We start from the raw sequence: 13,016 nt of genomic DNA, 5'->3' as shown, positions 1-13,016 counted from the left end.
CTATTGCCCCCCGCTAGCAAAGTACAAAATAGATTCCGGGTTCCATTCGTCCGCACTGATTTCTTTGACGATCGCACCGTCGTACATGACGAGAATGCGGTCCGCGATACCTAACGCTTCCTGGAATTCACAGGTGAAATAGAGAATTCCCTTCTGTTGGGCGGAGAGCTCACCTATCAGGGAGTAAATCTCTCGTTTCGCCCCAATGTCTACACCTTTGGTTGGCTCGTCAAATATGTAAAGATCAGCTTCCGTATGCAGCCATTTGCCGATGACGACCTTTTGTTGGTTGCCGCCACTAAGGTAACTTACCTGTTGTTCAATCCCCGCCGTCTTAATCCCCAGCTTCTCCACCAAATCCTTGGCCATGGTGGCTTCCGATCCTTTTTTGATAAACGAAAACGATGTCCATTTCTTCAGGGTCGAGATCGAGAGGTTATGTTTAACCGATTCTTCCACCAGCAGCCCTTCCTTACGGCGCTCTTCCGGTATCAGCACAATGCCCTTCTGTACCGCGTCACGTGGAGTCGCAACCTTAATCGGTTGTCCGTGAAGATACAGCTTTCCTTCCTGAAACGGATCAGCTGCAAACAGAATCCGTGCCAGCTCTGTCTTGCCCGCACCCACTAAGCCAACAATGGCAACCACTTCACCAGCGTGTACTTGTAGATTGATGTCCCGTACTTTATGTTCCAAAGAGACACCTTTACATTCAAAAAGCAAATCCCCCACTGCACGCTTCCGTTCTGGGAATTCTTCCGTAAGTGAGTGCCCAAGCATGTCATGAACCACGGCTTCCATTGAGGTTTCTGATACTTCATTGGTGCTGATCCGTTGTCCATCACGCATGACCGAGATACGATCACTGATGCGAAAAACCTCAGGCAGTCGGTGAGAGATGTAGATAATTCCCACCCCATCCTGCTTTAGCTGGCCGATTAACTTAAACAACTGTTCCGATTCCGTGGTTGAAAGCGGGGCTGTCGGTTCATCAAAGATGATGAATTTGGCCTTCTGCGCGATCGAACGGGCAATCAAGATCAGTTGCTTTTCGGACAAGCTGCAGTCTTCTACCTTTTTGCGAACCGATAACGAAAACCCAAGGCGCTCGGCAATCTCTTCAGCATCCTGATAAAGCTTCGACCAATTAATCGGGCCTCGTTTGGTCGCTTGCACGAATTGATCCAACAAAATATTTTCGGCAACACTCAAGTACGGGATCAGAGCCATATCCACTTCTTGATAGACGCACTGAATGCCATATCGTTTGGCGTCAATTGGTGACTGAATAGGAAGGGATCGACCATCCAGGAGAATTTCGCCTTCGTCGGCTTGATAAGCTCCCATCAAGATTTTCATCAACGTGCTTTTGCCTGCCCCATTCGCGCCCAAGAGTGAATGAACTTCTCCTTGCTTCACCTCAAAATCAACGGAACGCAGCGCCGAGACGCCGGAAAACCGCTTATATATCTGTCTCAGTTGCAAGGTAGACACCATCAATCCCTCATTTCCCTCTGTTAGTAAAAGGTTCCCGCCGGAGTACTCCGATCGGGAACACTGATCCTGCATTATTTACCTAATTCGCTAGCTCCCCATCCTTTTACATACTTAGCCAGATCGGTTGTTTTCACCGGCTCTTTGGGGAGTGTCTCACGCGTGACGAGCACTGGGTCCAAGACAACGTTCTGATCCACAGTTTCACCTTTCAGTTTCTTGAACAGGTAACGAACCTGTACACGCCCGATATCGGTTGGATCAACAGCAGCCGATGCTACCCATGGAGAATTCGGGTCCTGAATCAACTGTAAATCTTCGTCGCTCAAGTCGATTCCATACACTTTGATCTCTGTGCGTCCCGCTTGTTGGATCGCTCTTGTTGCGCCTTTGGCGAATTCATCCCAAGCGGCCCAAACCGCAGTGATGTCGCCTTTGTTCGGATATTTTTTGAGAATCGCTTCCATTTGTGTTTGCGTGTCGAGCGCTGTATTGGAGGTAGCGGAACCGAATGCGGCCACTTCTTTCAAATCAGGATATTTGGATTGGAATGCCTTATAGGATTCCTGACGACGTTCCATTGGTGCGAAGCCCGCGACCCATATTTTTACAATATTTCCTTTGCCGCCAGCATCTTGAGCCAGCTTCTCCAATGTCAATTCGGCCATTTTCTGGTCCCCTTGATGAAGAACGGTTACACCTGGCACATTCAGGTTCGCGTCAAAAGCGACAACGGAGATTTTTTGCTCCAGCGCTTTTTTCACGCCTTGCTCCAACGCCTCAGGAGTACCATGGTCAATCAGAATGCCGTCGAAATGCTGGTTGATCGCCGCGTCCAGATTGGAGGACATTTTGCCCAAGTCTCCATCCGAGTTGAACACGGTAACCTCTCCACCTGCTTTTTCTACCTCTTCTTTTACACCGGCAATGTACTGGGAAGAAAAGGTTCCGATGTTGAATTGCATGACCAGGGCAATTCGTTTCTTCGCGTTGTCAGTATTACCGGAATTTTTCGTCTCTTTTGAGGCTGGGCCGCAACCTGTTGCAAGCAAGGCAACCGCAAGTAGAAGTGATAAGACCAAATGAATTCGTTTCTTCGTAAGGCTCAACATGTGGTGATTCCCCCTTTTTTTATACAAAAATAAAGCCCCTTTCTTGAAGAAAGAGGCTTAAGATCCCAGGTCCCGCCCCTTATCTTCCAGGTACATGTACCTGCTGGAGTTAGCACCTTAACATTCCGGTTGAATGTTAGGTTGCCGGGCGTCATCGGGCCAGTCCCTCAGCCTGCTCTTGATAAGAGTAAACTTTTCAATTGTCGAATCAAAACCCATTTAGCCGATCGGGTTTATATAAATTGGATAATACAACCACCTGTGATTTTTGTCAATAGTTTTGAGCACACTAACAAAACGGTCATGACCTTTTTCACAGTAAAACAGGAGGGATCATCATGCCAGCAAGCAACGACAAGAATACCAAACGAGAGATGGGATATCACGGAAGCAACATGCACGGCTACTCCTTACATGAGAAAAAAGGACAATTGGATCGTACCTCAGTAAGTGGAGTGGATCAGCGAGAGTCTACGAAAGAAGAAAACGATTAAAGTAGAGGGAAGAAACCTAATAAAAATCGCTTAAAAAATGATGGAAACGAACCAAATGATTTGTCCCTTACCAATCTCCTCTTGCAATCATTCAATATTGCAGCTAGCTCGAAAGGAGGAGATTGATCTGGCAATCCACAATTATTCCACTGGCTCGTTAGAGAAACAAGCTCCTAACCGTTCCAGAAAAGTATTCACCAAGGTTTTGAACAAGGGGACTTCATCGATAACCGCTCGGGTAAGAGTATTTAAACTAAATGGAACCAAGGAGCTCATTCAGTCCATAAGCCTCACCGTCCCACCCAAATCCTCCCGCTTTGTCAATACTCTCTTGGGTACGCACATTAAGCAGTTTGAAGTTCAAATTCAGGTAAATGGCCAGAATGTCACGCTTGGCAATTAAGAGAAGTTTTTTTCGATTAGCTGTTTTTCCGTTGCAAATTACGCTTGGCAAACAGCTTCAATTCCCATAACAAATCTTTCTCAATTGGTGTATCTATATCAAAATGAATCCCGTATTGATTCATTTTGCCTAGGGACTTCTCCCACACAATTTCCCCTAATAACGAGATCAACTTTTCATTTAATTGAAGCTGCAGAAGCAGACGAACTTGCTGGGAATCGGCTGGATACTGATGTGGACATTCGATTTTAGCGCCACGCAAACTTATATCAACCAAAATGACGGTTTCATCAAGCTGAACCTGTGGCTCTCCGTCAATCTCAACGATTCGTAATGTTGCTTTATGTGGATTGCTAAATACCATGCGAAACATTTCTTTGCGTTTATACTCCATGGTGATTGCCTCCTGCATTGACGAATCATCAGAGAATTGCGTTAGACACTTTTGGCGGCGTGATTTAAATTCTCAGCAGAGACGGAAACTTTCATGGTAGCTGAACCTATTTCTTCAATCACTTGAACCAACTGATGAAATTGTCCTTCGACCACTCTGATTTCCGCTAAACTTGTATCCATTGAGGAAAAAATCTGATGAAACGCATCCTTGGTCGCTTGAGATTCATCTTGACCGGTTTCGATCAGTTCTTGGACCGTTTTAATCGATTCTACTACTTCTTCGGAGAAGTTGCTAGATTGTTTCATCATTTCTGTGATTTGCTGAATGGAATTCTTGGTCTGTTCAGAAAGTTTGCGGACCTCATCGGAAACAACAGAGAACCCTCGACCATGCTCACCCGCTCTTGCCGCTTCAATCGCAGAATTCAGGGCTAAGAGGTTGGTTTGTTCGGCGATATTTTGAACCAGCCCGATCACTTGATTGATCTGATTAGAAGAATCGATCAATTTCCTAACCGATTTCTCCATTTGACTCGTACTGGAAAAAATCTGGTCAATACTTTTCTCCAGTTGATTCATGCGAAGCTGACCTTTGTTGGCAAACTCCTGGCTCTCAAGCGAATGATTGGCGGTCTTGGTAAATTGTTGATTAAGATCACTGCTGCTTGCCACGAGTTCCTCCACAGAAGCGCTAGTCTGTTCAGTTAGGAATGCTAATTCTTCACTCAAGGATAGCATCTTGTTTTTCAATTCACTTTTCACTTGCTCATACTGGACTTCCCTCTGGCGAATATTCTCCATTTCATAGGCTTCGAGCACAAGCTGCTGTTCGAAGTTCAGGATTTTGGTAATCACTTGAATAATTCGCATCTTTTCTTCATTGTTCATTTCTGTCGCTTGAATAATTTCCATTAACTTGATCTGCAAGTTTTGAAAAGCGCCCATATACCATTTTGGAGCCAGTCCAATCATGACATGCCGGTGTGCCACGTTGATCCGTTTTTGCAGGAAGTCTCGATCAATATGACCAGAAAACATTTCAATTAAGTGTTTATGTAAGGTGGCCTGCAATTTATCAACGGAGCTATGTTTGTTAATCATCGTTCTTAGATGATCAACCTCCAAAACCGATTGATAAAAGTTGGAAGTAATTTCATTCAGATTGTCCCGAATCAAAGATTGTATAGACTTGGCTATTTGAATCTCTTCCTCCGTCAAACGAATCATCTTCATCTGAAGGTAGATTTCACTATCGTGTTCAACTTGGATGTTAACCTTCCCCTGCTTCGCTTTTTCAATCCAGTCGTCAGTTTTCGCTTGTTTGGACTTAAAAAAAGAAGATGTGTTAGTGAATAGGTTCATAGATGTATCTCTCCTTCAGAACGATTAAGCATATTTCCAGAATTAATCAGTATGCGAATCTAAAATTCAATTATAATTTCTATACGACTCAAATGAAAACCCAATTTTCTACAAAACTGTTACGAAAAAAAGACCCTTGATCCGGTTCGATCCAAGGGTCTTTTCACTCCCACCTGTATTGGTTTTTAAAAATTAACGAACTCCCATGCCTTCCTTCTCACGGGTGACCCGCAAAAGAACTTCTCCCATAATGTCCAGCCCTTCTTGAAGCTGCTCGTCGGTAATCACGAGTGGAGCCAAAAAGCGAACCACGTTACTATGTACCCCCGCACTTAGCAGAATGACCCCTTCCTCTTGACAACCCTTGATCAGCTTGGCAACCAGTTCTTTCAACGGTTTGCCTGTCTCAGGATCAAGGAATTCGATCGCGCACATCGCGCCGAGTCCACGAACCTCCGCGAGCTCTGGAATCTCCCCTTGCAAATTGGTGAAGTATTGTTTAATTGTTTCTCCAATTTGTTGGGAGCGGTCATTGAGCTTCTCCCGTTCGATTTTCTCGATGACAGCCAGGGCAGCCACACAGCCTAACGGGCTTCCTCCATAGGTTCCGCCGATTTCACCTGGATTAGGCGCATCCATAATCTCTGCTCGGCCCGTAACCGCACTGATCGGAATTCCCGCCGCAATCGACTTGGACATCGTAATGATATCCGGTTCAATCTCAAATTGAGTGGTAGCAAACATCGTACCCGTGCGACCAAATCCTGTTTGAATCTCATCGGCAATGAACAAGATGTTATTTTCTTTACAGATGCGATATATTCCTTGGACAAAAGCCTTCGGCGGCACAATAAATCCACCCTCGCCTTGAACGGGCTCCATGATGACAGCCGCCACTTCTTCGGCAGAAACTTCAGTTAATAGGAAATCTTCAAACTGCTTGACGCAGTATAGAGCATACTCTTCTTCCGTCATCGTGGATGGACGATGCAACGGATATGGAAACGGCGCTTTATAGATGGCCGGAGCAAACGGACCCATTTGGAACTTATATGGTTTCACCTTGCTTGTAAGCGACATTCCGAGCAGCGTGCGTCCGTGAAAACCTCGGGTAAAGGAAACAATTCCTGTTTTTCCCGTATATTTACGAGCGATCTTCACCGCATTCTCCACAGCTTCAGCACCGCTATTCAACAGAATGGTTTTCTTGTCAAATGATCCCGGAGTGATTTCGGCCAACTTCTGCGCTAAGGCAACATAAGGTTCGTACATCGCCACGTGAAAGCAGGTATGAATGTACTGCTCCGCCTGTTTTTGCAACGCCTCTACCACTTCTTTAGGAGTATGTCCGACGTTCAAGGTTCCAATCGCTCCAACAAAATCGAGAAAAACATTCCCATCCACGTCCTCAAGCAAAGCGCCATTGGCTGACTTCACGAAAACTGGAGCATTGTTACTTACCCCTTTTGGGACGAATTGTTGACGCGCCGCAAGTAATTCAGAAGATTTGGGTCCTGGAACTCCCGCAGATACTGAGACAAACTGACGCTGTTTCTTCATTCAGAATCAAACCTCCTAATGGTTGTTTCTCCCATTATAAAACAGAAAATGAACGAAAAGTTAGAAATATTTTAAAGATTTGCTTTACACAAAAAAACTACCCAGTTTCCACCAGGTAGTCCATTTCTCTATTCTATTAACTTACTCTTCCTTCCGCCTCATTCTCTTCCTAGAAAAAATCCTCATCGCATAACGGTTCGATGTGAATGGTGCGAACGTAGCCGTTTCCTTTTTTGGAGAAAAAGTCGTGCTGCTTCGTATGGGTACGGATCCCGTTCATGACAATCGGGTTGATTTCTTCCTCTGGAAAGTATGGCTCCAGTCCCAAATTCATCAGCGCTTTGTTGGCATTGTAGCGGACATAAGCCTGCACTTCCTCGGCGAGTCCGATTGAAGTGTACAGCTCTGTCGTATAAGCCTCCTCGTTACGGTGCAAGAGCTCCAACAAGCGAGACAGTTCCTTCTGCGCCTGTGCTTGTTCATCCGCATTTAACTGGGCAAACACTTCTTGAGCCAGCACGCCAACATAGACGCCATGAATGCTTTCGTCCCGCAGAATCAAGTCGATAATCTCGCCGCTGCTGGTCATTTTGCCTTGTCCAGCCAGATACAAAGGATAGAAGAATCCGCTGTAAAACAAATAGCTCTCCAGGAAGACCGAAGCGCACATCGCGAGGTAGAGATCCTTCGCTGTTTCGATCTGATTATAATAAGTAGAGATATGTTTGGCTTTGGTCTGTAAATGCGGGTTGGATTCCACCCAGGCAAAAATCTCCTGAATCTCCTCCGTCGTCGCCAGCGTGGTAAAAATGCTGCTGTAGGATTTGGCGTGAATCTGCTCCATCATCCCCATAAAAGCAAGTACGGCCTTGCGCTGAAGCCCTTCGACATGCTCCAAAATCTTGGGCATGCCCACTCCGCCCTGTACGGTATCAAGCAAAGCCAGACCACCCATTACCTTCTTGTAGACGTCACGCTCCGCTTGGGACAATTCCATCCACGACATTTTATCATCCGAAAGCGGAATCTCATCGTCGGTCCAGAACTGCATAATGTTCTGGTTCCAAAACATCAAGGTAAAATCATCATCCGGTCTGTTCCAATTGACTGCTTTCATCTTGTCTCCTCGTCTCCTTCACTTAAATCGCACAACTGATGCACTCTTCTACGGAAAGATGATTCGTGCGGGTGTAATAAAGAGATTTCAGCCCTTTTTTGGCGGCATAGATATAGTAGCGGGCAAGCTCTCTCGTCGTCACGTTGCTGTTCACATGCAGAATGGTGGAGACTCCCTGATCAATATGCCCCTGGACTTCGGCAATCAGATCGATCACTTTGAACTGGTCGATTTGGTAGGCCGATTTGTAATAGAAGAAGTTTTCTTTGGTCAAGTACGGCATTGGGTAATACGTCGTAGAATTGGCGTACGTTCTCGTTTCGATCTGCTCGACAATTGGCATGACGCTGGATGTGGAGTTCTGGATGTACGAGATACTCTGCGTTGGAGCAATCGCCAGACGGTACGCATGATAGAGTCCGTGCTGTTGCACGTCGTTTTGAAGCGTAGCCCAATCCTCAGGTGATGGTATGTCAATTCCCTCAAACAACATCTTCACTTTTTCTGTTTGTGGTCTGTAGTCATTGGTTACGTATTTGGTAAAATACGTCCCTTTGGCATATTCGGAACGATCAAAATCAGTAAAAGTTTCCTTACGATCAGCCGCAATCCGCATGCTCTTCTCGATTGAATAGTAGTTCATCATCATAAAGAAGGTTCTCGCAAAATCCTTGGCTTCTTCACTTTCATACGCGATCCGATTTTTCGCCAGATAGCCGTTGAGGTTCATCGCGCCAAGTCCGACCGAATGCAATTCCTTGTTGGCCTTTCTCACACCGGGAGCATTCTCGATGGTTGTCATGTCGCTTACAGAAGTTAACGCTTCAATACCTTCATGAACAGACTCCTTGATCTTCTTCTGCTCCATCACATTGGTAATGTTAAGGGAGGCCAGATTGCAGCTGATATCTCGGCGGATGACATCCTCTTCGCCATAGTTATTGATGGTTGACGTCTCTTGCAGCTGAAAGATTTCGGTGCAAAGATTGGACATTTTGATAGAGCCAATCTCTTTTAACGCATGGGCTTCGTTGGCATTGGTCTTGTTCATGATGTAAGGATAGCCAGACTCCAATTGAACCATGGCAATCTTGGTCATGATGTCACGCGCGTTCCCTGCGGCTTTCTTCTTCACTCGGTCATTGGCCAGCAGTTCGTCATACATCTGATCCAAATCTATATCATCGAGATGAACGCCATATTCACGGAACACCGTGTATGGGGCAAACAGATGAATCGTCTTGTTCTCACGCGCCAGCTCATAGAACTTGTTGGGAACGATCAGACCAATGGACAAGGTTTTGATCCGGATTTTCTCATCGGCGTTAATCTTCTTGCAATCCAGGAACTCGTGAAGATCCCAGCCAAAAATATTGTAATACGCTGCTCCCGAGCCCTTCCGTTGTCCCATCTGGTCCGCGTAGGAGAAGGCATCCTCTAAGAGCTTCATTACAGGCATGATCCCCTTGGCTGCTCCTTCCACACCCTTGATCGGTTCTCCACGTCCACGCAGCTTGGAGAGATTCACCGCGACACCTCCCCCGATTTTGGAGAGCTGCATGCAGGTACTAATAATGTAATTGATCGAGTTGAGAGAGTCGTCCATTTCAAGCAGGAAACAGGAGACCATCTCACCTCGGCGGGACTTCCCGGCATTCAAGAAGGTTGGGGTAGCGGGTTGGAGTCTTTGTTCCATCATCGAGATCGTGAGGCGTTTGGCTTTCTCAAAATCTCCCTCACCCAGTGTCAGCGCAACGATGGCTACACGATCTTGGTAGTGTTCCAAGTAGGTCAATTTATCATCTGATTTGAGGGCATAGTCGGTATAGAATTTGGACGCTGCCATGTACGAAGCAAACTCGAACGGAACGGAGTAAGCTTGTCCGTAGATTTCGTTCACCTGTTCGGCTGTGTAATTCTCATATACGTTCTCGTAAAAGTGATTCTCTATCATATACGCCATTCGCTCTTCCACACTAGCGAAGGTCATCGTTTTACGCTCTACTTCCTCCATAAACACACGGACGGCTTCCTTGTCTTTCTCCAGTTGAAAAAAACCGTCGCTTCCTCGCTGCATCAGTTGGTTGTTTAATTCAATGTGACGCAATGGCTTGCACCTCTTTCACAAAATACTCCACATCTTGGTTCGTTCCAGACAATTCAAACTTGGAGATAACTGGTATGTGGTACTGATTGGCTATGGTTTCCGCGCTTTTCGCGAAATTATCTCCCCAGTTCCGATTCCCGCTGGCAGAGACTCCTCGAAGCATTCTCGCATTCCGCTTTAAAAAACGTTGCGAACTGTCTGGCACCTGTCCGAAACCCGTCGTGTAGGTAACGAGGATGAAGGGCTCGTCCACTATCAGTTCTGAATTGATTGGTACACTTCTCATATTCAGTTTGGACATGAACCGTTTTACATTTCCGGTTTTGGAATCATACGCGATTAGCATGTGCGCCAAGCCTCCCTTAGCCATCCATTCTCTCTATTAAAAACAAAAAGCCCATTCGACGATCAACAGAAGGTCGAATGCGCGATAGCATACAGCTCGAAGACTATCTCATCCAAGTGAGTAAGCCGCACAAACACTTTCCTATCTCCCGTAGGTAACTTTGTGTCAACAAACAGGCAGGTCTCCTGGCTCAAGGGTTAAAACTCCACTCCGCTCCGCCTTCCCAATCCTTTAGATCAGTGGCATACTGGCTCGGAACATCCCTTTTACAGTGGCGGGACCGCGCCGGATTTGCACCGTGCTTCCCTATTAAGTCTACTCCAATGCTATTTAGAGTCAGACACCCATTCGTTCAATATGTAGTTAACATTTCAAACTTTACATCAATATATGGTATGAGTCAAGATGTCAAAAGCAAACAAAAAGGCCGTTGAGCTGAAAAAGCTTGCTTAGGACAGCCTTCATCTCAACAACCTTATTCAATTCCTATCCCTACACTTGCTGTTACGCTTGGCTATGTGTCCTAACCTTGCACAGATTCTACGAGCTGGGAGGTACAGTGACCACAACGAGTCGCCTTCAGTGGAATGCTGGAGAAGCAGTAAGGGCAATCTTTTGTTGTTGCCGGTTTGCTTTCTTCTTTTCTTTTAAAACGATTGATCTGTTTGATGAACAGAAAGATCGCAAACGAGACAATCAGAAAATCAAGGACTGTATTGAGAAACACGCCATAGTTTAGAGTAGCTGCTCCTGCTTTTTTCGCTTCTGCGAGAGTCGTATAGCTACCTCCTGATAAAGTAATAAACAGATTGGTGAAATCTACACGTCCCAAAAGCAGCCCAATTAATGGCATGATCATATCATTTACCAGCGAAGATACGATCTTTCCAAAAGCTCCACCTATCACAACACCGACCGCTAGATCAATCACATTCCCTTTTATCGCGAACTCTTTAAATTCTTTAAACATGGCAGAATCACCTCTATGTTGAAATTGTCAGTACGAAAAAAAGTTCCGTTTCGTTCTCTTCTTTCGAATTATAGAGACAATTGCCGTTATAATCAAGAATTGCAACTTCTTTGCCTGTTTCCATAATCTTGTCATTTCGCAAAAAAACGGTTATTTAGGCTCGCTTGTTGCGTCTTCGGAAGTAATTCAAACTGATGATCGTGTACAACCCCAACGTGGCAACCGTACCCCAGATTGGTGTGGTATACACCACTCCGATAAATATAGATACAATCGATAAAATGGCGACCCAGGTGGTATACGGGAAGCATTTGACGTAGTATCCGGTTAATTGTGTATTGTGTTTGCGGCTATTCAAATGAGCCAAACAGATGAAGAACCAAATGATGAGTATCGTATACCCAAGTGAAGCCATGAGATATTCGAATGTATCGCTTCCCGCAAAGAACGAGATCAAAACGCCAATGTAGATAGCAATCGTACTGGCCAAAATCGAGTTCACCGGTACGTGTCTTCTGGAGAGTGTAGCGAATCCGCGCCAAGCTCGTCCATCAAGCGCTTGTGTGTAGAGCATGCGTGAAGCGGCGTACATTCCTGTATTCATTGCAGACAACACAGCAGTCAGCATAACCGCGTTCATGAAATGGCCCACAAATGGAATCCCCATCAACTCAAAAACCGTTACGAACGGACTTTCTTTCGCCGCATTGACCTCATTCCACGGGATCAAACTGACGATCACTAAAAATGGAAGCACATAAAATGATAAGATCCGGACAAACGTGCCACGAACCGCCTTCGGAATAACCTTCTCGGGATTTTGTGCTTCCGCCAACGTGACGCCAATCATCTCGGTTCCACCATAGGAAAAGACCACCACTAGCATTGCTTGGACTATTCCGAAAATTCCATTCGGCAAAAATCCGCCATGGGCCGTCAAGTTCGTAAATCCAATCGCGGGATGACCTCCCATTGGAACTAGCAACACAACCAATCCAAACAGGATGAACAACAGAATAACCGCAATCTTGATAGAAGCAAACCAATACTCTGTCTCGGCGAAAACTTTTACTGAGAAAAGATTCAGCAATGTAACAAATATTGAGACAATTAAGGATAAAACCCAAATGGGCTGATCCGGCAGCCAAAATTGCAAAAATGATGCGGCTGCTATGGCTTCCGCCGCCATCGCACACACCCAGAAAATCCAATAGGTCCAACCGACAAAATAGCCGGAGTAGCCACCTAGAATCGGTTCGATCAAATCACGAAATGTTCTGGCTTTGAGATTTCGAACAGCCATTTCCGCCAACCCCTGCATGACAAAAAACATAATAATGCCACCCAGTATATAAGCCAGTACAACACCAGGGCCCGCCATGTTAATCGCGGAACTGCTCCCTTTAAATATACCTGCACCGATCGCGCCACCCAATGCAATCATCATAATGTGGCGTTCCTTCATTGTTCGCTTTAAATTGTGTGAATTACTCTCCATAGCTTCTCCTTCTGACTTATTCTCTCTGATTATATGTTTTTTCAACTTTTCTGTTATATCGCAAAATGACGAATAAATCAAACCTTTTGTTCACTTTTACTATAATTACTTTTAGTAAAATTTATTTTTCCAATAAATATGACATGATTTAAACGTA

12 protein-coding genes and 2 riboswitches are annotated in these 13,016 nt (G+C 45.4%); of the genes, 2 read left to right on the top strand and 10 right to left on the bottom strand.

From position 1 onward, the window contains the following. Positions 1–1,494 carry a sugar ABC transporter ATP-binding protein gene (locus tag ACQCN2_RS03050; RefSeq protein WP_426927513.1) on the bottom strand — a complete coding sequence of 498 codons (1,494 nt, stop codon included), beginning with the start codon at positions 1,492–1,494 and terminating at the stop codon, positions 1–3. Positions 1,495–1,568: 74 nt separating this feature from the next. Then, positions 1,569–2,606, bottom strand: a complete 1,038-nt coding sequence (locus ACQCN2_RS03045; protein WP_426927411.1) for a sugar ABC transporter substrate-binding protein — start codon at positions 2,604–2,606, stop codon at positions 1,569–1,571. 76 nt (positions 2,607–2,682) lie between these two features. Further along, a riboswitch (SAM riboswitch) is annotated at positions 2,683–2,794 on the bottom strand. 150 nt (positions 2,795–2,944) lie between these two features. Here ACQCN2_RS03045 and ACQCN2_RS03040 point away from each other — a divergent pair. Beyond that, complete coding sequence (locus ACQCN2_RS03040; RefSeq protein WP_426927410.1) at positions 2,945–3,100, top strand: hypothetical protein; 156 nt, start codon at positions 2,945–2,947, stop codon at positions 3,098–3,100. A 55-nt stretch (positions 3,101–3,155) separates the two neighbouring features. Then, the gene (locus tag ACQCN2_RS03035) at positions 3,156–3,503 is read left to right on the top strand and encodes a hypothetical protein (protein ID WP_426927409.1); all 348 of its coding nucleotides are present in this window, start codon (positions 3,156–3,158) and stop codon (positions 3,501–3,503) included. A gap of 16 nt (positions 3,504–3,519) precedes the next feature. Here the strand turns inward: ACQCN2_RS03035 and ACQCN2_RS03030 are convergent, their stop codons facing one another. The 8 genes from ACQCN2_RS03030 to ACQCN2_RS02995 all read right to left on the bottom strand — a co-directional run bounded on the left by ACQCN2_RS03030 (position 3,520) and on the right by ACQCN2_RS02995 (position 12,859). Next, positions 3,520–3,897 carry a PilZ domain-containing protein gene (locus ACQCN2_RS03030; RefSeq protein ID WP_426927408.1) on the bottom strand — a complete coding sequence of 126 codons (378 nt, stop codon included), beginning with the start codon at positions 3,895–3,897 and terminating at the stop codon, positions 3,520–3,522. Between the two features lie 41 nt (positions 3,898–3,938). Next, positions 3,939–5,261 (bottom strand): protoglobin domain-containing protein, encoded by a 1,323-nt coding sequence (locus tag ACQCN2_RS03025; protein WP_426927407.1) that lies wholly within the window; start codon positions 5,259–5,261, stop codon positions 3,939–3,941. A gap of 192 nt (positions 5,262–5,453) precedes the next feature. Beyond that, positions 5,454–6,821, bottom strand: coding sequence for a 4-aminobutyrate--2-oxoglutarate transaminase (gene gabT / locus ACQCN2_RS03020; RefSeq protein ID WP_426927406.1), 1,368 nt, complete (start codon positions 6,819–6,821; stop codon positions 5,454–5,456). A 169-nt stretch (positions 6,822–6,990) separates the two neighbouring features. Continuing rightward, positions 6,991–7,938 (bottom strand): class 1b ribonucleoside-diphosphate reductase subunit beta, encoded by a 948-nt coding sequence (gene nrdF / locus ACQCN2_RS03015; protein WP_426927405.1) that lies wholly within the window; start codon positions 7,936–7,938, stop codon positions 6,991–6,993. Positions 7,939–7,960: 22 nt separating this feature from the next. After that, complete coding sequence (nrdE, locus tag ACQCN2_RS03010) at positions 7,961–10,045, bottom strand: class 1b ribonucleoside-diphosphate reductase subunit alpha (protein WP_426927404.1); 2,085 nt, start codon at positions 10,043–10,045, stop codon at positions 7,961–7,963. Continuing rightward, positions 10,032–10,391, bottom strand: coding sequence for a class Ib ribonucleoside-diphosphate reductase assembly flavoprotein NrdI (gene nrdI, locus ACQCN2_RS03005; protein WP_426927403.1), 360 nt, complete (start codon positions 10,389–10,391; stop codon positions 10,032–10,034). The genes nrdE and nrdI overlap by 14 nt, the downstream gene beginning before the upstream one ends. Before the next feature lie 158 nt (positions 10,392–10,549). Next, a riboswitch (cobalamin riboswitch) is annotated at positions 10,550–10,754 on the bottom strand. Positions 10,755–10,914: 160 nt separating this feature from the next. Next, a complete protein-coding gene (gene mscL / locus ACQCN2_RS03000; RefSeq protein WP_426927402.1) occupies positions 10,915–11,361 on the bottom strand; it encodes a large conductance mechanosensitive channel protein MscL in 447 nt (148 codons plus the stop codon). A gap of 154 nt (positions 11,362–11,515) precedes the next feature. Beyond that, a complete protein-coding gene (locus ACQCN2_RS02995) occupies positions 11,516–12,859 on the bottom strand; it encodes an amino acid permease (RefSeq protein WP_426927401.1) in 1,344 nt (447 codons plus the stop codon). Positions 12,860–13,016: the final 157 nt, after the last annotated feature.

The organism is Brevibacillus ginsengisoli (assembly GCF_050113715.1).
Lineage (GTDB): Bacteria > Bacillota > Bacilli > Brevibacillales > Brevibacillaceae > Brevibacillus_H > Brevibacillus_H ginsengisoli.
Note: the sequence above shows the minus strand (reverse complement) of the source record. Positions and strands in the feature narration are given on the sequence as shown.

Bases quoted from the DNA above. Each gene is read 5' to 3' on its own strand.
- ACQCN2_RS03045 (WP_426927411.1), bottom strand. From the start codon at position 2,606: ATGTTGAGCCTTACGAAGAAACGAATTCATTTGGTCTTATCACTTCTA.
- ACQCN2_RS03040 (WP_426927410.1), top strand. From the start codon at position 2,945: ATGCCAGCAAGCAACGACAAGAATACCAAACGAGAGATGGGATATCAC.
- ACQCN2_RS03035 (WP_426927409.1), top strand. From the start codon at position 3,156: ATGATTTGTCCCTTACCAATCTCCTCTTGCAATCATTCAATATTGCAG.
- ACQCN2_RS03030 (WP_426927408.1), bottom strand. From the start codon at position 3,897: ATGGAGTATAAACGCAAAGAAATGTTTCGCATGGTATTTAGCAATCCA.
- ACQCN2_RS03025 (WP_426927407.1), bottom strand. From the start codon at position 5,261: ATGAACCTATTCACTAACACATCTTCTTTTTTTAAGTCCAAACAAGCG.
- gabT (WP_426927406.1), bottom strand. From the start codon at position 6,821: ATGAAGAAACAGCGTCAGTTTGTCTCAGTATCTGCGGGAGTTCCAGGA.
- nrdF (WP_426927405.1), bottom strand. From the start codon at position 7,938: ATGAAAGCAGTCAATTGGAACAGACCGGATGATGATTTTACCTTGATG.
- nrdI (WP_426927403.1), bottom strand. From the start codon at position 10,391: ATGCTAATCGCGTATGATTCCAAAACCGGAAATGTAAAACGGTTCATG.
- mscL (WP_426927402.1), bottom strand. From the start codon at position 11,361: ATGTTTAAAGAATTTAAAGAGTTCGCGATAAAAGGGAATGTGATTGAT.
- ACQCN2_RS02995 (WP_426927401.1), bottom strand. From the start codon at position 12,859: ATGGAGAGTAATTCACACAATTTAAAGCGAACAATGAAGGAACGCCAC.